Here is a 21275-nt window from a genome sequence, read left to right on the forward strand (position 1 = left end):
TGCGAAGATCGGCTGCCCTGTCCCCTTCGCGCAAGGCCATGCGTCTCTCCTCCCCGACGATCACGCCGAATGCCGCGCCGATCCGCTTCACCTTCGACGGGCAGGAGATCGAGGCGCTGCCCGGCGAGAGCATCGCCGCGGCGCTGTCAGCCGCCGGCATCGTCGCCTTCCGCCACACCGCGAAGGGCGAGCCGCGCGGCCTGTGGTGCGGCATGGGCGCCTGCTGGGACTGCATCGTCACCGTCGACGGCAGGTCGGGACAGCGCGCCTGCCTCACCAAGGTGGAAGCGGACATGCGGGTGACAGGCGCGCCGCCGGTCGTGGCCGCGCCGCTCGCCGACCCGCCGGCGGAGATCGCCGAACGCGCCTGCGACCTGCTGGTGGTCGGCGCCGGCCCGGCCGGGCTGTCCGCCGCGATCGCCGCGGCGGGCGCCGGCGCCCAGGTGGTGGTGCTGGACGAGCGTGCGGACCCCGGCGGCCAGTACCTCAAGCCGCTGGCGACGAGCCACGCCAGCACCGCGCCGGACGCACAGTTCCGCAGGGGCGCGGTGCTGTTCGCCGAAGCGCGCGCGGCGGGCATCGCCATCCACCAGGGTGCCACCGTCTGGGGCGGCTTCGCGCCGGATGAGATCGCCGCGCTGGTCGGCAACGCCGCCGTCACCTTCCGCCCGAAGCGCCTGGTGCTGGCGCCCGGCGCGCATGAACGCCCCGTCCCGGTGCCGGGCTGGACCCTGCCCGGCGTGATGACGACCGGCGCCCTGCAGACCCTGGCGCGCGCGCAGCGCGTGAGCCCGGCCGAGCGCATCGTCATCGCCGGCAGCGGGCCGCTCAACCTGCAGCTCGCCTGTGAATTGCTGGCCGGCGGCGTTCAGGTGGCGGCGGTGGTGGAAGCCGCGCCGAAGCCGGGCCTGCGCGCCTGGCGCGACCTGCTGGCGCTGGCCGGTGCCTCGCCGGACCTGGCCTGGGATGGGCTGCACTACCTCTCGACCCTGCGGCGTGCCGGCGTGCCGGTGCTGTGGGGCAGCACGATCCTCGCCTGCGAGGGCACCGACCGCTTCGCCGCGCTGCGCGTCGCGACGCCCGCCGGCGAACGCCGCATCGTGGCCGGTGTCGCCGCGCTGAACATGGGGTTCCAGCCGGAGACCGGCCTCGCCCGCACGCTCGGCTGCGCGCAGCGTTTCGTCACCGATGGCCCGGGGGCGGAGATCGGACGGCTGGAGACCGTCACCGACGAGGAAGGTCGCACCAGCATCCCTGGAGTCTTCGCCATCGGCGACGGCGCCGCGATCGGCGGATCGCGCGTCGCCTTCGCGCGCGGGCGCCTGGCGGGACTGGCGGCGGCACGCGAGATCGGCCTGGCCGCCCCGCAGGACGCCGCCGCCCGGCGCGACCTGGCGCGTGCCCTTGCCTTCCAGCGTGCGCTGTGGCGCATCTTCGCCGTGCCGCCCTTCGACGCCGCCTCCATCGCCGGCGCCACCACGATCTGCCGCTGCGAGGAGGTGACCGCCGCCGCGCTGCGCGAAGCGATGGCGGACGGCGCGCGCAGCCTCGCCGCGCTGAAGAAGGCAACCCGCGCCGGCATGGGCCGCTGCCAGGGGCGCATGTGCGGCGCGACCGTCGCCCGCCTGGCCGGCGCGCCGGCCGAGGAGGCCGCCTTCGCCGCCCCGCGCGCGCCGGTCCGGCCGATCCCTGCCGCCGCGCTGATGCGCGAGGTGCCGGAATGGGGCGAAACCCCCGTCATCCATGCGCCCACGCCGACCCGATGGCGCGGCCCCGCCTCGCCGCTCCGCCCCGAGGACCGGCGCTGCGACGTGCTGGTCGTCGGCGGCGGCGTGCTCGGGCTTTCCACCGCGCTCTGCCTGGCGCGCGAGGGCGTGGACGTGCTGGTGGCGGACCGGTCCGAACCCGGCCTCGCCGCCAGCACGGCGAATGCCGGCAGCCTGCATGTGCAACTCCTGTCCTATGACTTCGGCGAGAAGGCCGAGGCGCTCGGCACGGCGCGCCCGGCGGCGGCGACGCTGCCGCTCGGCCCGCGCTCCATAGCGCTGTGGAAGGAGATCGCGCGCGACGCCGGCGAATCCTGCGGCATCCGCACCGAGGGCGGCCTGATGCTGGCCGAGACGCCGGAGCAGATGGAATGGCTGCGCGGCAAGACGGCGGTGGAGCGCGGCGCCGGCATCGAAAGCCATGTCGTCGGCGCGAACGAGCTGCGCGGCCTCGCGCCCTACCTCGCGCCGCGCTTTCTCGGCGCGGCCTTCTGCCGCGCCGAGGGCCAGATCGACCCGCTGCGCGGCACCGCGGCGCTTCTCGGCCTCGTGAAGCGCGCGGGCGGGCGCATCGCCGGCGGGGTGCAGGTCACCGGCATCGCGCGCGACGGCAGCGGCTTCGCCGTCGCCACCGAATCCGGCACCATCCGCGCCGGGCGCATCGTCGTGGCGGCGGGACCATGGTCCGGCCAGGTCGCGGCCCTGGCGGGCGTGAGGCTGCCGGTCGGCGGCCTGGTGCAGCAGGTCATCGCCACCGAGCCCACCGGGCCCTTCGTCCCCCACCTCGTCGCTCATGCCGGGCGGCACCTCTCCTTCAAGCAGGGGGCGCAGGGGCATCTGCTGATCGGCGGTGGCTGGCCGGGCGAGCACCACCCCGCGACCGGCGCCACGCGCAACCGGCGCGAAAGCATCGAGGGCAATCTCTGGGTCGCGGGCCGCGTCGTGCCCGCCGTCGCAGGGCTGTCCGTGCTGCGCGCCTGGACCGGGATCAACGTGCATGTCGACCGTGCGCCGATCCTCGGCGAGGCGCCCGGCTGCCCGGGACTCTTCGCCGCCGTGACCTCCTCCGGCTTCACCCTCGGCCCCGTGGCGGGACGCATGACGGCCGATGCGGTGCTGGGGCGGGAGGCCGTGGCGCCGGCCTTCTCCATCGCCCGCTTCGGTTGAATGGAACAGCGGACACGCAACGCACAGGATGTGCTCTACTGCGTACGAACCGGCACGGAGGACCACCGGATGCGGACAGCCCTTCCCCTCGCCGCCATCTTGCTGACGCTCGCCGCCGGTGCCGCGGACGCGCAGGCGCCGGCGCGGGACCCGCTCGCCGACACCATCCTGCGCAACCTGACGCGCGGCATCCGCGTGCCGGGCCAGGGCGGGGACGCCGTCACCGCGCCCGTCACCCCGGTCACGCCGGCCGATCCGCGCAGCCCCGTGCAGAGCGCGACGACCGCACCGCCGGGCATGCCGGCCGTGTCGCTCCTGATCACCTTCGCCACCGGCTCGGCGACGCTGACGCCCGACGCCGAGGTGTTGCTCGCCTCCCTCGCCCGCGCGCTGACCGCGCCCGAGCTCGCCCGTTCGCGCTTCCGCATCGAGGGCCACACGGACACGGTCGGCAGCGCCGCGCTCAACCAGGCGCTGTCGGAGCGCCGCGCGGAAGCGGTGCGCGGCCTGCTGACGCAGCGCTACGGCATCCCTGCCGAACGGCTGGAGACGCTCGGCCTCGGCGAAACCATGCTGCTGGTTCGGACGCCGGACGGCACGCCGGAAGCGCGCAACCGCCGCGTGCAGGTCATCAATCTCGGCAACTGAAACTGGCGGTCACCGGCCGGAAAAGGGTGACGCCGGCGGCGGATCCTGACGCGGTTCCGTCATGACCGTTGCGCGAGAGCTACGGCTCCGACCCTTTCGTCGCCCTAGAGGTGAACGTGAGGTTTCTTTCGCAGGCGTCTCTCATATGTTGGTGCATGAGATCCCTCCGACCCGCCTAGGCGATGACCGTTATCACCTTCTCCTTGCGGTCGCTGGCCGCTCTGCTGCTGCTCGGGCCGGGGGTCGCCTTGGCGCAACTGCCGCCGAACCTGCCGCGCCCGCCGCCGCCGCCGGCTGACCTGATCGACCGGATCGGCCCGCAACAGGCGCCGAGCCTCGCCCCGCGCACCCAACCGCCGCCGCCCGAGGCGCGGCGCGGCCCGGGGGAGACGCGCGAGGTCGCGATCTCGACCGCCGCCGTCCAGGGCAACACCGCGCTCACCGACGCGCAGCTCCGCCCGGCCATCGCGCCGATCGAGAACCGCACGGTCAGCCTCGCGCGGATCGAGGAGGCGCGGCTCGCCGTGCTCGGCGCCTATCGCCGCGCCGGCTATCCCTTCGTCTCCGTCGCCGCCGCGCTGGTGCCGCAGCCGGACGGGCGCAACGAGGCGCGCTTCTCGATCACCGAGGGCTATGTCGCCGAGGTCCGCCTCGACGGCGAGATCGGGCCCGCCGGGACGCAGGTGCTGCGCTTCCTCGAGCGCGTGAAGAACGAGCGCCCGGTCTCGACCGCGGCGGTGGAGCGCGCCCTGCTGCTCGCCTCCGACGTGCCGGGGGTGCAGGTGCGCGGCGTGCTGCAGCCGATCCAGGGGGAACCGGGCGCGCTCCGCCTCATCGCGCAGCTCAGCCGCTCCGCGGTCAGCGGGTACTTCAACCTGGACAACCGCGGCTACCGGCTCACCGGCCCGTGGGAGGCGCTGCTCGTCGCCGGGCTCAACTCCGTCACCGAGTTCGGCGAGCGGACGGAGCTGTCGATCTTCGGCGCCGAGCAGGGCACGCAGTATTTCGCGCAGGCCAGCGCCGAGGTCTTCATCGGCGGCTCCGGCCTGCGGGTGCGCGTCTATGCGGGCATCGGCAACACCACGCCCTCCGGCCAGCTCGCCGAGATCGGCTACGAGGGCGAAACCCAGGTCGCCGGCATCGTCGCGACCTATCCGATCATCCGCTCACGCCCCGCGAATCTCTGGGCGGTCGGGCAGTTCGACGCCTTCGACAGCACCATCTACACCGGCGCGGCCGACACGCCGGGGCCGCGCGCGCGGGCGGGCCAGGACCGCATCCGCACCCTGCGCGGCGGCTTCGACGGGCAGGCGCTCGACAGCATCCTCTCCTTCATGCCGCCGGCGACGAACCAGGCGTCGATCCGCATCCACCAGGGGCTGAACAGCTTCGGCGCGACCGCCAACGACGATCCGCAGGCGACGCGCATCGCGAGCGAGTTCGACTTCACCAAGACGACCGGCGAGTACCAGCGCGTGCAGCCGATCTTCGCCCCCTTCGACGGCGCGATGGTGAACCTGCAGGCCTATGTGACCGGGCAATGGTCCTCCGACATCCTGCCGCCGGCGGAGAAGTACTACCTCGGCGGCTCGCGGCTCGGCCGCGGGTACTATTCGGGCCAGGTCACCGGGGATTGGGGCTACGGCTACGCGATCGAGCTCCAGCTCGACCTCGCCTACGAGATCCCGGCCGAACCCGCGCTCGGCAACAACCGCGGCTCGACGCAGCTCTACGTCTTCCGCGACCTCGGCTGGGCGTACCAGAACCTCGACACGGACGCCGACCGGCGGCTCTCCTCCTGGGGCGGCGGATTCCGCACCGTCTTCTCGGATACGGTGCAGTTCGACGTCGAGGTGGCGCGCCGCTTCACGACGCGGCCGGAGGGGGTGGCCTCCGACCCGCTGCGCGCCACCCAGGCCTTCTTTCGCATGCTGGTGAGGTTCTGACCCGATGACAGGCGTCGCGACCCGCGGCAGGGCACGCCCCGCACAACGCCCCCTTCCCGCCCCGGCCCGGACGCCGGCGCGCCGCGCGCCGCAGCGCGCCTGGCTGCTCGCCACCACCGCGCTGCTGCCGATCGCCGCCGGCCCCGCCCTGGCGCAGACCATGCCGGCGGCGACCACCGGCCCGACCGGCGGGCAGGTCGTCGCCGGCCAGGCCGCCATCACGCAGACGACCAGCCAGACCACGATCACCCAGGGCACCAACCGGGCCGCGATCGACTGGCAGCAGTTCAACGTCGGCAGCCAGCACACGGTGCAGTTCGTGCAGCCGAACCAGGGGTCCTGGACGCTGAACCGGGTGACCGGGCCGGACCCCTCGGTCATCGCCGGGCGCGTGCAGGCCAATGGCGGCGTCGCCATCGTCAACCAGTCGGGGATGGTGTTCGCCGGCGGCGCACAGGTGGATGTCGGCAGCCTGATCGCCTCGGCCGCCAACATCACCAACGAGAATTTCATGGCGGGCCGGATGGTGTTCGACGGCGCGCCGCGACCCGGCGCGCGGGTCGAGAACCGCGGCAGCATCACCGTCGCCGACCGCGGCCTCGCCGCACTGGTGGCTCCGGGCGTCGCCAATTCCGGCGTGATCCGCGCGCGGCTCGGGCGCGTGGCGCTCGGCGCGGCGGAGACCTTCGTCCTCGACCTCGCCGGCGACGGGCTGATCGGGATCGACGTCACCCAGGCGGTGCGCACGGCGCCCGAGGGCGGCACGGCGCTGGTCACCAACAGCGGCGTCATCGAGGCGCCGGGCGGCTCGGTGCTGCTCAGCGCGCATGCCGCCTCCGGCCTGGTCGAGGACCTGGTGCGCCAGACCGGCCGCATCGAGGCGCCGAGCCTGGGCGAGCGCACCGGCGAGGTGGCGATCCGCGCGGATGGCGGCGGCGTGCGCGTCGAAGGCCGGGTGGCCGCGACCGGCGGCGCCGGGGAACGCGGCGGTCGCGTCTCGCTGCAGGCGACCGGCACGGTCACGGTCGCCGGCACGGCGCGGGTGGATGCCTCGGGCGGCGCCGGCGGCGGGCAGGTGCTGGTCGGCACCACCGGGCGCGGGCGCAACCAGACCATGGCCGCGCGCACCATCGTCGAGAGCGGCGCCGAGATCCGCGCCGACGCGACCGGCACCGGCGATGGCGGGATGCTGGTGCTGAACTCGCTCGAACGTACGGAGATGCGCGGCGCGCTCTCTGCCCGCGGCGGCCCCGACGGCGGCAATGGCGGATTCGTCGAGCTTTCCGGCCAGGGCGTGCTGGAGGTGCAGGGCACCGTCGACCTGCGCGCGCCGGCGGGCGCGAATGGCGAATTGCTGATCGACCCGGACAACATCATCGTCAGCGACACCGCATTGCCCGCCACGCCCGGCGGCCTGCCCGCGGGCGAATCGATCACGGTCGAGATCACCACCGCCACCGGCAGCGTCACCGCCGATGGCGGCGAGGCGACCGAATGGACGCGCATCTCGACCGCCGCCATCGAAGGCTTCGCCGGCACCGTCACCCTCGATGCGGCACGCGACATCATCGTCGACGACGCGATCGACAAGACCAATGGCGGCCTGACGCTGAACGCCGGCCGCAACGTGACGATCGGCGCCGCGGTCGATGTCGATGGGGCGCTGACCATCGCCGCGGCGACGGGCGCCATCGCCATCAACGCCGATGCCTTCGCGACCAGCATGTCGCTCACGGCGGCGACCGGCATCGCCCAGGCCGGCGGCACCGTCATCCGCCACCACGACGGCGCCGGCACCTCGATGAACCTCGCCGCGACGGTGACCGGCACCGGCAACGTCTCGCTCATCGGGGACAATGGGCGCATCACGCTGCGCACCGGCGGCACCGCGGATGGCGACTTCACCGCGCGCAGCACCAACCGGGTGACGCTCGGCGCCGGCCAGACGCTCTCGGTGCACGGCGCGGCGACGCTGACGGCCGATGTCGCCGGCAACCCCGCCCAGAACAACCCGGGCATCTCGCTGCAGGGCACGCTGCTCGCGGACTCGGTGTCGCTGTCGGCGAACCGCGACATCACGCAGGGCACGAGCGGGGTGGTGGCACGCATCGCCGCCGGCGGGGGCGCCGACCTGACGACGGAACTGCCTCTGACCGTCGCCGTCACCGGCACCAACCGCGGGGTTTCGCTGACCGGCGACAATGGCGCATTGCGGCTCGATGCCGGCAGCACGCAGGATGGCGACTTCGCGCTGCGCGGCCGGTCGCTGACCATCAGCGGCGCGCTCACGGCAGGCGAAGGCGGCGCGCGCAACGACGCGATCCTCACCACCTACGACGCGGACGGCGCCCTGGGGATCCAAGGCACCATCACGGCGCGCAACCTGAGCCTCTTCGCCGGCGGCGCGGTGACGCAGACCGCGGCGGTCGCCCTCGGCGGCACGGGCGGCACCGGCGCCAACGGGCTCCTGACCATCCGCGGCAGCACCGATGCGGCGGATTCCTCGGCCGGCTCGGTCGCGCTCACGGCCGCGAACCAGATCGCGCTGATCGATGGGCGCGCCAGCGGCGCCTTCGCCTTCACGGCGGCGAGCGCGTTCGGCGTGGCCCTGGCGGAAGGCTCGACCACCACGCTGACCGGCCCGTCCATCACGACGCTCTCGACCTTCCCCGGCATCGTCGCCACCCAGGGCGATTTGCGCGTCATCGCCGACAGCCTGACGGTCGCCGGCGGCATCACCGCGGCCGCAGGCCAGACCGTCAGCCTGCGGGTCAATGCGCTCGACGTCACCGACGGCAGCATCTCGGCCGGCGCCACCGGCACGGTCGAGATCGGGCCGCGCGACGCCGCCTTCGCCGTGCAGATCGGCACGGCCGGCAGCCCGGCGAACACGCTCGAACTCGCCGCGGCGGACCTCGAGGGGATCACCGCCGGCACGCTGCGCATCGGCCGCACCACCATGGCCGGCGAGCCCCTCGCCACCATCGAGGCCCAGGGCCTGACCGTCGCCGAGGCGCTGGCGCCCACCGCCGCGCTCACGCTCATCAGCGCCGCCGGCATCACGCTCCAGGCCGACGTCACCGCGCCGTCGGTGCGGATGGAGACGACGGGCGGCGCGATCGCCCTCGGCAACGCCTCGGTCACCGCGAATGGTGACGAGAGCCGTACGATCGAGCTGCGCTCCGCCGGTGCGATCACGCAAGGGGCGGACGGGCGGCTCGTCGCCTCCGGCGGCATCGCCGATCTCGTCGCCCACGCCCAGGCCGGCAGCATCGACCTGGCCGGCACGGGAGCCTTCCGCCTCGCCGATGGCGGCACGCCGGCAGGCGCCGCCGGGGCGCGCTCGCTCTACGCCGCCGCCGGCGATGTCTCCTTCACCACGACCACCGGGCTGATCGTCGCGACGACGGCCGAGGCGGCCGGCGCGGCGGCCAACCTCACGCTGGAGGCGCGCGGGCTGCTGCTGCTCGCGCCGCTGGTCACGCCGACGGCGGGCGGCGTGGTGGAACTGCGCGCGGCCGGCGGCGGGTCCGCCAGCACGATCACGCAGAACGCCGCCGGCATCATCACCGCCAGCCTGCTGAACCTCGACGCGGAAGGTGCGATCGCACTCGGCGCCGCGCCGAACCAGGTCGGCGCGCTCGGCAGCCTCGCCTTCACGGAATCCTTCGCCTTCCGCAGCGCAGGCGCCTTCACCCTCGCCGCGCCCGTCGCGGCGACCGGCGGCGCCGATGCCGACATCTCCCTCACGGTCGATGCCGGCACGCTGGAGCTCGACGCATCGATCAACGCCGGCGCCGGGACCGTGCGGCTCGAGGCGACGGCCGGCGACATCTTCCAGGCCGCGGCCGGCGCCGCGATGACGGCCGGCCGACTGGAGGTGACGACGTCGGGAAATGCCCTGCTTGCCCCGGGCACCGACCGCAACCAGGTGGCGGTGCTCGGCACCAGCACGGTCGGCGGGACACTCACCTTCGCCGCGGCGGGGGACCTCGCGCTGGACGGCGCGCTGGCGCGGTCCGGCGCCAGCGGTTCGCTCGCCGTGGAGAGCGGCGGCACGCTGCGCGTCAATGCCGGCGCTTCCCTCGCCTTCGATGACATCCGGCTGGTGGCCCCCGGCGCCATGACCATCGCCGGCACGATCGGTATCGAGCAGGCGCTGCCGGTCAGCGAGGTGCGCCTCGGCGCGGGCGCCGGCATCACGCAGGAGGCAACCGGGCGCATCGTCGCCGAGCTGCTCGCCGTCCGCGCCGCCGGGGATGTGGACCTCACCGCCGGAGACAACGCGGTGCGCAGGGTCGCGGCGATGGCGACCGGACTCTTCGCGCTCGACACCGCAGGTACGCTGACCACCGCCGCCGCCGCCGCCGTGCCGCTGCCGGGCGACCTCGATGCGGATATCGCCGGCGTGCAGGGCAGTTCCGTCACCCTCTCCGCCGAGGACCTGACGATCCAGGCGGGCACGCTGAACGGCATCTTCGGCGCCTGGGCGAGCGCGGCGGACGGCGTGCTGACGCTGCGCGCCGACAGGCTGACCCTGGGCGGCTGGGTCGGCGCCGGCGACCCGCTCGGGACGCCGACCTACAACGGGACGATCACGGTGGCGCCGCGCAGCCTGGCGCGCGACGTCTCGATCGGCCTCGACGATCCCGGCGCTCTGTTCCTCTCGCAGGCCACGCTGAACGGCCTCGTGGCGCGCAACCTCGTCATCGGCCGCGCCGAGGCCGGCGCGGGCACGGTCACCGTGGCGGGGGCAGCGAACCCGATCGACGGCGTCAACACCGTTCGGCTCCAGGGCGGAGCCATCGCGATCGACGGCATCTTCACCCTGACGACGCTGGACGGGCTGGTGACGCTGCATGCGGCCGACGGCGACATCGTGCAGTCGGCGGCCGGTGCGGTCCGCGCGGACCAGCTCGCGCTGATCGCCGATGCCGGCTCGGTTCTGCTCGGCTCGCCGGGGGCGCTCAACGCCACCGCGCGGCTCTCGGGCGCGGTCGCGGATGGCGAACGCTTCGTCTTCCGTGCCGACGGCACCTACACCGTCGCCGCCCCGGGCATCGCGGCGACAGGGGCGGAGGTCGACCTCTCCTCGGCGACCGGAAGCATCCTGCAGGCGCTCGGCGCGCCGATCCTGGCCGACCGGCTGGTCGTCGCCGCGGCCGGCAGCGCGCTGCTCGACGGCGGCGGCAGCGCGGCCGGCACGGCCGATCTCAACCGCGTCGGAACGCTCTACGCCCCCTCGGGCGGCACCACGCTGCTGCTGCGCAATGCCGACCCGCTGACGGTCGAGGCCGCAGGCTCCACCGCGCTCTTCAACGGCGGCGTGGTGCTGGAAGCGCCGACCATCCACCTGACCGGCGACGTCACCGCGAGCACCGCCGGCGGCCATGTCGTGCTGCGCACCGGCGCCGACTTCGACGCGCCCGCCAGCGGCGACATCACCCAGAGCGGCGGCATCATCCGCACGCAGGACCTTTCGGTCTCGGCCGGCGGCGACATCACCCTGTCGCGGGCGAACGAGGTCATCCGGCTCGCTGCCGGCTTCGGCGTCTCCGCGGCCAGCGCGAACAGCGTCGTCGCCACCGGCGGTGGCGCCTTCCTGATCTCCAACAGCCTGGCCGACCTGCAGGTGGCGGCCCCGGTCTCGGCGGCCGGCGGCGGCGGCATCGCCATCTTCTCGAACGGCATCAGCGTGGCGCCGGCGCTGCTCGGCACCGTCTTCCTGGCGCCCGGCGGCGTGGTGCAGTTCGCGCCCTTCACCGCCGGCGGCAGCATCGGGCTCGGCGGCACCGGCGGGCTCGACACCACCACCATCACCGCCGAGGCGATCGAGCGCGTCAGCGCCGACCGCCTGATCATCGGCGGCCTGGCGCCGTTCGACGGAACGAGCTCCGGCACCATCACCCTGCGCGGCAATCTCGACCTGACCGGCCCCGGCGCGCCGACGGCGCTCGAACTGCGCAGCGGCGGCGACATCGTCGCCGACGGCTTCGCGCTGTCGGTCGCGCAGCTCAGCGCCCATGCCAGCGGCAACATCGCCATCGGCACCGCCGCCAGCCGTATCGGCAGCATCGTCCAGGGCCTCGGCGACGCGACGGCGGGCATCCGCGCCGGCGGTACGCTGGTGCGGCTGACCTCGGCCGGCGTCGATGCGGGCAGCGGGCTGTTCACCATCGCCGCGCCGATCGTCACCGGCGCGGGCGGCACCATCGCGCTGCAGGCGCCGGACTTCGCGCTCGGCGCCGCGCTCGACACCGGCGCGGGGGCTGCCGGTCGGATCGAGCTCCGCTCCACCCGCGGTGTCAGCCTCGGCGGCGCGCTGGCCGAAGCCGGCACCGCGCGGCTGACGGAGGCCGAGCTCGCCCTGCTCGATGCGCATGGCGGCACGCTGCTGGTGGCCGGTCCGGCGATCAACCTCTCCGGCGACTGGACGCTCGACCCCGCCGATGCGGCGCGTCTCGAACTGCTGCTCACGGCCGGCGGCACGGGCACCATCACCCAGACGGCCGGCAGCCTCTCCGCCGCCGCGCTCGCCGTCACCGCGCTGCAGGGTGCCGGGACGGTGCAGATCGACCTCGCCGGCAACAGCCTGCCGGTGGTCGAGGCCGCGGCGCTTGGCGGGATCTCGGTGGCGACCGGGGGTGCGCTGGAGGTGCGGCGCACCACCAGCGCCGCCGGCGGCGTCACCTACCGCGCGACGGACATCACGCTGTCCACCGCCGGCCTGACGCCCGGCCAGTTCACCATCGATGCGCCGTCCGGCGCCGTCACCCTGACCGCGTCGGCGGGCGACGTGCGCGGTACCTCCGCCCAGGCGGCGGTGCGCGGGACGACGCTCACCGCCACCGCGAACGAGGGCGAAATCCGCCTGTCCGGCGACAACGCCGTCGGCACGCTCTCGGCCCGGGCGCGGGACGGCGTGGTCTTCCGCAACACCGGCGCGCTCACCGCCCGCGCGGTCGGCGCCGGCGGCACCGGCACCGCTGTCGATGGCGACGTGGACATCGCCGCCACCGCCCTGACGCTGAACGACATCCTGGCGACCGGCACGGTGACGCTGCAGGCGACCACGGGCGACCTGCTGCAGGCGGGCGGCGCCGGCATTTCCGCCGCCGCGCTGGCGGCGACGGCGGCGGGCTCGCTTCGCCTCGCCGGCGCCAACGGCGACGGCACCGCGCGCAACATGATCGAGGACGTGACGGCGCTCTCCGCCGGCGGGGACATCACGCTGCGCAACGCCCTGGCGCTGACGATCGACCTGCCGCTCTCGGTCGGCACGGACCGCGTCCTGACGCTCGAGGCGCCGACGCTGACGCTGACGCGGGACCTGTCCGCGGCCGGCGCGAACGGGCAGATCATCCTGCGCACCGGCGGCTTCGCCGGCGGCGTGGCGAGCGGCGGAGACATCCAGCAGACCGGCGGCACGATCAGCGCGGCGCGGCTCGCCGCGCTGGCCGGCGGGACGGTCAGCCTCGACCAGGCGGGCAACGCCATCGGCGCGCTCGGCGGCGGGCTCGATGCGGCCGGCACGGCGCTCGGCCTGGGGCTTTCGGCCGGCGGCAGCGCCACGGTTCGCAGCCTCGGCTTCGGCGGCAGCGCGACGCTCGGGGTCACCGGCGCGCTGCAGGTGGCGAATGGCGGCACGCTGACGCTGCGCGCCGACGACCTCGCCATCGGCGCGGAGCTGCGCGCGCCAGGCGGCATCATCACCCTGCTGCCGGTCAGCACCGGGGCGGGCATCGGCTACGTGCTCGGCGGCGCGGCGGGCAGCGCGACCGCTGGGCGGATCACGCTGGACGAGGCGGAGCTTGCCTTCCTGCCCTCCGGCACACCGGCGGCGGAACTCCGCCTCGGCGCGGTCGGCACCACCGGTTCGATCGACATCACCGGTACCGTGGACCTGGTGGACGGCGCCAACGGGCCGCGCGTCGGGCGGCTGACGCTCGCCGGCGACGGCGCGCTCACCCAGGCGGCCGGCTCGCGGCTCGACGTCGCCGCGCTCTCCGCGCAGTTCCCCAATGGCGCGGTGCGGCTGGACCCGGGCGTGGCCGGCAACCGGATCGCCGCGATCGAGGGCGTGACCGCCGGCGGCGAGGTCCTGCTGCGCGGCGGCGCCGGCCTGATGGAAGTGCGCGGCGCGGTCTCCGCCGCTGCCGGGACGCGCGTCGTGCTGCGGGCCGACGATCTCGACATCCAGGCGCCGGTGCGCGCGCCGGCGGGGACCATCGCCATCCTGCCCGAGACACCGGGCCGGACCGTGACGCTCGGCGGTGCCGGCGCCGGGACGCTGGCGCTCGACAGCACGGAGATCGCACGCCTCGGCGGTGCCGGGGCGGCGCTCGACGCACCGGGCGCGCTGCGGCTCGTCATCGGCTCGGACGGCAGCACGCGCAGCGCCGGGGACATCCTGGTCACCGGCGACGTGCCGCTGCGGGACGGCGCCTCGGTCCGCGTCGGCACCCTGGAGCTGGTCGCCGGCGCGCCCGGCATCGCCGGCGGCAGCGTGCGGCAGACCGCGGGCTCGGTGGACGTCGCCGCCGTCACCGGCACGGCGCAGGGCGATTTCCAGCTCGGCCTCGCCGGCAATGCCTACGACACCGCGACCGGCATCACCGCCGGCACGCTGCCGGCCACCGGCGCGACTGGGGCCGTCGCGCTCGGCACGGCGGGCGCGCTCGCGGCAAGCGGCATCACCGCGCCGGTTTCGGTGCGGCTGACCGCCGGTGCCGGGCTGACCGCGGGCGGCGTGACCGCGCCCGCGATCCTGCTGCAGGGCGCCGCGGTGACGCTGACTGGCCTGATCCAGGGAGCGGATTCGGTCGCGATCGAGAGCGCCGGCGCCGTGACCCAGCAGGCCGGCGCGCTGATCATCACCGACCTCTTCACGCTGAACGGCGGGCAGGTCTCGCTGCCCGAGGACAACCAGATCCTCGAGCTCGGCGACCTGGTGGCGAGCGGCCCGGTGCTGGCGCTGAACACGGTCCTGCCGCTGCTGGTCAGCGGGGCGGTCTCGGCCAATGGCAGCCTTTCCTTCTCGACCGACCAGGGGCTGACGGTCGCTTCCGGCGGCAGCGTCACCGTCACCGGCGGGCCCGGCACGGCGACGCTGACGGCCGGCGGCAACCTGACCTATCTCGGCCTGCTGACCACCAGCGGGACGGCCACGCTGGCGGCGAACGGCACGCTTTCCTTCACCGGCACCGGCAGCATCGGCGGCGCGGCTCAGTTCTCCTCCGGCGCGGCGATGACACTGGGCGGCACGATCGGCAGCGCCGGCGCCTTCGAGGCCCATGCCGGCGGCGCGCTCGGCACGACGGCGCAGATCACCGCCGGCGACGATGCGATGCTCTCGGCCGGCGGCGTGCTGACCGCCGGCAACCGGATCACGAGTTCCGGGGGCGACCTCGTGCTGACCGGCGGCAATGGCCTGACGGCCAGCGGCGACTTCCTCGCGGGCGGCGTGGCGACGCTGCGGGCGGCGAACGGCGCCCTCAGCCTGTCCGGCACGCTGACCGCCGGCGGCACCATCGACGTCTCGGCCGGCGGCGCGCTCGGCACCACCGCGCAGGTCACGGCAGGCGGCACCGCCCGCTTCACGGCCGGAGGCATCCTCACCGCCGGCAATCGCATCGAGAGCACCGGCGGCGACCTCGTGCTGAGCGGCGCGGGTGGGCTCGATGCCTCCGGGACGCTGGCCGCCGCCCAGGCGGCGCGGCTCCTGGCCGGCGGCTCGGCCAGCCTCGCCGGCCGGCTCAGCGCCGGCACGACGGCCGAGGTCACCGCCGGCGGAACGCTGCGCAGCAGCGGCGAAGTCCGGTCGGGTGCCGCCATGACGCTCGCCTCCGGCGCGACGATGACGCTCGGCGGCACGCATGTCGCAGGCGGCAATCTCTCCGCGACGGCGGGGGGCGACCTGGTCGCGAACGGCACGGTGCAGGCCGCGGGCGCGGTCACGCTCGCCGCCAATGGCGGCAGCCTGCTGCATGGCGGCGTGGTCTCGGCGGCCACGGCCCTGCTCAGCGCCGGCGGCGGCATCTCGCAGACCGGCACGGTCGCCGCGGGCGGCGATCTGCGCCTCACTGCCGGCGGCGGCCTCGTCAACACCGGCACGCTGTCGGCCGGGGGCGCGCTGGCGCTCGCCGCGGGCGGCGCCTTCTCCCATACCGGGGTGGCGGTGGCCGGCGCCCAGGCTGCGTTCGCGGCCGGCGGCCCGGTGACGATCTCGGGCCAGACCACGGCGGGCACGGCCTTCGACCTGACAACGCCGGCCGCGGCCACGCTCACCGGCGGCAAGATCACCGCCGGCACCGCGGTGCGCCTGGCGGCGGGCCAGGGCATCACGATGCAGGGCTTCCAGATCGACCCGACCAGCATCCTGCTGCAGACGGGCGGCGCGATCGTGCTGACCGACAACACCCTGGTCTCGAGCGACAGCATCACCCTGACGGGAGGGGCCATCTCCATCCGCGGCGGCAGCATGACCACGGGCACGCTGGGCGTCGATTCATCCGGCACGCTGAACCTCGATGGCGGGCGCTACGTCATCGGCCGCGCCGTCGCCTTCAGCGCACCGGGCGGCATCGTCGCCACCAACCGCGTCACGGTGGTGCCGCGCGACGGGGTGCTGCCCGCCGTGGTGTTCGATACCCGCGCTTCCGGCGGCTATGCCGACCCGCTCACCCAGGTGCAGCCCGACATCCCCGGCCTGCAGCCGCGCCAGCAGGCGACGCAGGTGCGCATCCCCGGCAGCGAGGCGCCCGGCAGCTTCGGCCCCGCCAGCGGCGGGCCGGCGGGGCTGATGGTGCTCGACATCGATGCCGGCCGCAGCGCGGTCTTCCTGTTGCTGGATGGCGGCACGGCGACCGGCACCATCCACGCCGCCGGGCGGCTTGGCATCCATGGCACGGGCGGCTCGGCGGAGCTCCTGGGCTCGATCGCCGACAGCTCGGGCAACCTGGTGAGCGGCGCGGCCGCGGCGCGCTTCGCCGACAGCACGCGCCCGGCCGCCTCCGGCGCGCTGACGCGCTACCGGATCAACGGCTGCGTCGTCTCCTCGATCAACTGCATCGTGCCGAGCCAGGTCATCACCATCCCGCAGGCGCCGCCGCAGCGGGTGGACATCCGCCTCGGCGGCGGCCGCATCACCGACCCCGACGTGCAGATCCCGAACGTCGCCGAAGAGGATTACTGACGCCGTGCGCGTGCCGCTCGCCGCCCTGCTGCTCGCCGGCCTTTCCGCCTGCACGGAGCCGTCGCCCGACGCCTATGTGACGCGCTCGGCCAGCGCGACGGCGGGCGAGCCCGCCGGGACCGACGCGCGCAACGAGGCCTGCCAGGTGCAGCCCGGCCGCGCCACCCCCGCCGACCGCGCCGTGCTCCGCGCGCGGGAGGTCTTCTGCGGCGGCTGGACACAGCCGGCGGCGCGCGTGGTGGAACTTCAGGGCAGCGCCTCGGAAGCAGATCTCGACGCGCTGGCCGCCTCCGGCCTGTGGCGGTCCTGGCTCGAACAGCGAGTGACCTGCGGGCCGCCGACGCGCACCACCATTGCCGGCGGCGCCTCCGCAAGGCTGCTGGCCTGCACCCGCCGCGCCGGCGGCTGGCCGCATGTCGCGGTGGTCGCCGCCGGCCCGTCGGGCCCGGTGGTCGCGGACGGCGTCGCCACCGCCATGCCGGTGATCGAGCGCCTCGCCGCCGGTCAGAGCAGCGGCGGCGGCGGCGCGGGCGGCCGCTCCGCGGCACTGGAACTCGCGGTGGCCCGGCTTTCGGCCGGCGCCTTCGGCGCCTCCGATGTCGGACGCTACGAACAGCTCATGGCGCTCGGGCGCGACCTCAACCAGACCGAGAACTTCGCCGCCGCCGAGGACGCCTACCGCGCCGCGCTCGCGGTGCAGGAACGCGTGCTCGGGCGCGACAACCCGAATGCCGCGACGGCGATGCTGCACCTCGCGGTCAACCTCTCCAACCAGAAGCGGCTGGCCGAGGCGCAGATGCTGCTCGACCGTGCCGCCACGCTCGCGCCGCGCGCGGCCGACCCGGCGACGGCGGCCCGCGTGCTGCACTACCGCGGCCTGCACGCGCTCAATGCCGGCGAGCCGGCCGCCGCGGTCGATCTGCTGCAGCAGGCCGAGGCCGGCTACATCGCCCTGGTGCCGAACCTGACCGCCCCGCGGGAGGGGGATGCCTCCGAGCTGCTCGCCGACCCGCTGCAGCAATCGGCCGTGCTCGGCCTGGCGGAGGCCAAGCGCAACCGCGCCGTCGCGCTCTCCCGCGCCGGCCGGGGGCAGGAGGCCTCGGCGCTGGCGGCCGAGGCGCGGCAGGTTCTGCGCCGCGCCGGGCTGGAGCCGAACATGATGGTCGGCCGTTCGCTGCGCACCGAGGCCGGCGCCGACATCCGCCTTGGCCGCAGCGACGCGGCCGCGGGGCTGCTGGAGCGCGCGGCCGGCCGCTTCGGCATCGCCGCCCCCGGCGAGCGGCCGGAGGCGGTGACGCTGTTCCTCGCCGGCCAGCAGCGGCTGCGTGCCGGGCGACGGGCGGAGGCGCTCAGCGCCTTTCGCGCCGGCGCGGACATCCTGCGCGCGCGGCAGATCGGCCTGCCCGTCGGCCTGGTGATCCCCTACCTCGATGCGCTCGACCAGGAGGCCGCCGTCGGGGGCGGCGCGACCCTGGCATTGCGGGCCGAGATGTTCGGCGCCGCGCAGCTCGCCCAGCGCAGCAGCACGGCGCGCTACGTGCAGCAGGCCTCGGCGCGGCTCGGCGTCTCCGAAGGCAACCAGGCGGTGCAGGGCGCGGTGCGCGGCCTGCAGGACGCCGACCGCGAGCTGCGCGAGCTGTTCGCCGAGCGCGATGCCTCCGGCGCGCAGAATGCCGCCCTCGACGACCGCATCGCCGCCGCCCAGCAGCGCCGGGCGGAGGCCGAGAGCCAGGTCGCCGCCGCCGCGCCGGGCTACCGGCAGCTCCTGCTCGCCGCGGTGGATGCCGATTCGGTCGCCCGCGCCCTCGGGCCGAACGAGGCGCTGGTGACCATGCTGCTGGGGCCGCAGCAGGGCTTCGTCATCGCCGTGCGCCACGGGCGGGTGGATGCGCGCCGCATCCCGGTCGGGGAGGAAGCGGTGGCCGCGCTGGTCAGCCGGGTTCGACGCTCCTCCGAGATCGGCCCGGGCGGCGTGCCGCGCTTCGACGCCGAGTCGGCGCAGGAGCTGCACCGGCTGCTCATCGCGCCGCTCGCCGGCACGCTGGATGGGGCGGAGACTCTGGTGGTGGCGCCGGACGGGCCGCTGCTCGCCCTGCCCTTCGGCCTGCTGCTGGCCGGGCCGGTGCAGGGCGATGCGCTGGGGGCGGCGCCCTGGCTGATCCGCCGCCACGCCATCGTCCATGTGCCGAGCCCGCAGACGCTGGTGACGCTGCGCGCGGCGGGCACGGGCTCGACCGCCCCCCTGCCCTATGTCGGCTTCGGCGATTTCGTGCCGCCCTCCGGAGCGCAGTTCGCGCGCTCCTTCCCCGCCGATCGCTGCGGGCGCGACGCGCGGCTGGCGACCGGACTCGGACGCCTGCCGGGCACGCGGGCGGAGGTGACGGCCTCCCGCGCGCTGCTCGGTGCGGCGCCGGACCGCGCCATCCTCGGGGCGGATTTCACCCTGCCCAACATGCGGCGGCAACGGCTCGACCAGTATCGCGTCGTCCATCTCGCGACGCACGCGCTGCTGCCGGGCGAACTGTCCTGCCTGACGGAACCCTCCATCGTCGCCTCGCCGCCGGCAGGGGCGCCTTCGGCCGACCCGGCCTTCCTCAAGGCGAGCGAGGTGCTCGACATCAAGATGGACGCCGACCTCGTCATCCTGTCCGCCTGCAACACCGGCGGGCCGGGCGGCGAGGGCGGCGGCGAGGCGCTGTCCGGCCTGGCGCGTGCCTTCTTCTACGCCGGGGCGCGCGGGCTGATGGTGACCCACTGGGCGGTGGACGACGCGGCGGCGGCGCTGACGGTGGCCGACACGCTGCGGCGCCAGCAGGGCGGGGCGAGTTCGGCGGCCTCGCTGCGCGGGGCGCAAATGCTGATCCTGGACGAGGCCGGGCGGAACCTGCCGGCCGCCTTCGCGCACCCCTACTACTGGGCGCCCTTCGTGCTGATCGGCGACGGGCGGCGCAGCGGCAGCGCGGCCGGGGCCGGCGCGCAGGCCCCCGCACCGGCGCGACTGTGATCCGGCGGACAGGTCCCCGGCTTGTCATGCTGCCCGGTGACGACATCTCCACCATGAGGCTGTAGCATCAGCCCGCATGCCAATGCGGATACGCATGCCGGACGCCGGAGAGCCCAGGGACACATGCTTCCAGCCGAGCTGAACCAGAAGTACGAGGTGCGCGGCACGCTCGGCGCCGGCGCCATGGGCACGGTCTACGACGCGGTGGACCGCATCATCGAGCGGCGCGTCGCCATCAAGGTCGTCAAGGTCCCCTCGGCCAACGACCCCGAGGCGGTGGAGGCGCATGCCCGCTTCCGGCGGGAAGCCCAGGCCGCCGGCCGCCTCTCCCACCCCAACATCGTGGGTGTCTACGACTACGGCGAGAATGCCGAGCAGGCCTGGATCGTGATGGAGCTGGTCGAGGGTGGGTCCCTCAAGGGCCGGCTCGACAAGAACGAGCGCTTCACCATCCCCGAGATCGTGCGGATCATGGGCGAGGTCTGCGCGGCGCTGAACTATTCCCACCAGCGCGGCGTGGTGCACCGGGACATCAAGCCCGGCAACATCATGATGACCACCGACGGGCAGGTGAAGATCGCCGATTTCGGCATCGCCCGGCTCGAGAACTCCTCGATGACACAGGTGGGCACGCTGATCGGCACGCCCTCCTACATGGCGCCGGAGCAGTTCCGTGGCGAGCCGGTGGACCTGCGGGCGGACATCTGGGCCGCCGGCGTGATGCTGTATCAGCTCCTGACCGGGGAGAAGCCCTTCGAAGGCGGGTTCTCCGCGGTGATGCACAAGGCGCTGCACACGGAGCCGCCGCCGCCGTCCCAGCTTTCCGTCACGACGCCCCGTGCCTTCGACGGCGTCATCGCCCGCGCGCTGGCGAAGCGGCCGGATGACCGCTTCCGCTCCGCCGCCGAGTTCGGGGAAGCGATCCGCACCGCGGCCGCCGCGCCCGCTTCGGCACCGGAACCGGGCGGCCTGCCCGGGCTGCCGGGGCTGAACGAGGATGCGACGGTGGTTTCCGCGCGCCCCGTGGGCGGCGGCACCGTGCAGCGCCCGGCCCCCCAGACGCCGCAGCCGCCCACCCCGGGCGGGGCGGGGGAGAAGAAGGGCGCGCCGGTCGCGGCGATCGCCGGCGGCGCAGGGGCGCTGGTCGTCGCTGCGGCGGCGGGGTGGTATTTCCTCGTTGGGCCGGGCGCCGGGCCGGATCCGGCGCTGCTGGAGCGCCAGCGCCAGGAACAGCTCGCCCGTGAAGCCGCCGAACGCGAGGCCGCCGCACGCGCCCAGGCGCAGGCTGCCGCCGAACAGGCCGCCAGGGAGGCCGCCGCGCGCGAGCAGGCGGCACGCGAACTGGCCGCACGCGAAGCTGCCGCGCGTGAGCAGGCAGCACGCGAGCAGGCAGCGCGCGAGCAAGCCCAGCGCGAGGCCGCCGCACGCGAACAGGCTGCTGCCGAGGCCCAGGCCCGGGCGGCGCGCGAGCAGGCCGCCGCCGAGCAGGCTGCGCGCGAGGCCGCGGCGCGCGAGGCCGCCGCACGCAATGCCGCCGCCCGCGAGCAGGC

The 21275-nt window shown here is 75.1% G+C and carries 6 protein-coding genes; all 6 read left to right on the forward strand.

What is annotated here, in order from left to right; translation table 11 throughout:
* Window positions 1-38: 38 nt before the first annotated feature.
* The gene (locus GXW74_RS18550) at window positions 39-2933 is read left to right on the forward strand and encodes an FAD-dependent oxidoreductase (protein ID WP_211848026.1); all 2895 of its coding nucleotides are present in this window, start codon (window positions 39-41) and stop codon (window positions 2931-2933) included.
* A 69-nt stretch (window positions 2934-3002) separates the two neighbouring features.
* Window positions 3003-3581: an OmpA family protein gene (locus GXW74_RS18555; protein WP_211848027.1), complete on the forward strand. Its 579-nt coding sequence runs from the start codon at window positions 3003-3005 to the stop codon at window positions 3579-3581.
* Between the two features lie 182 nt (window positions 3582-3763).
* On the forward strand, window positions 3764-5527 hold the full coding sequence (locus tag GXW74_RS18560; protein ID WP_211848028.1) for a ShlB/FhaC/HecB family hemolysin secretion/activation protein: 1764 nt from the start codon (window positions 3764-3766) through the stop codon (window positions 5525-5527).
* A gap of 4 nt (window positions 5528-5531) precedes the next feature.
* The gene (locus GXW74_RS18565) at window positions 5532-16721 is read left to right on the forward strand and encodes a two-partner secretion domain-containing protein (RefSeq protein ID WP_211848029.1); all 11190 of its coding nucleotides are present in this window, start codon (window positions 5532-5534) and stop codon (window positions 16719-16721) included.
* A 4-nt stretch (window positions 16722-16725) separates the two neighbouring features.
* Window positions 16726-19725 (forward strand): CHAT domain-containing protein, encoded by a 3000-nt coding sequence (locus tag GXW74_RS18570; RefSeq protein WP_211848030.1) that lies wholly within the window; start codon window positions 16726-16728, stop codon window positions 19723-19725.
* 123 nt (window positions 19726-19848) lie between these two features.
* Window positions 19849-21275: serine/threonine-protein kinase (locus tag GXW74_RS18575; protein WP_211848031.1), on the forward strand; the 1427-nt coding region annotated here is incomplete at its 3' end.

The organism is Neoroseomonas eburnea (assembly GCF_018129005.1).
Classification (GTDB): Bacteria; Pseudomonadota; Alphaproteobacteria; order Acetobacterales; family Acetobacteraceae; genus Neoroseomonas; species Neoroseomonas eburnea.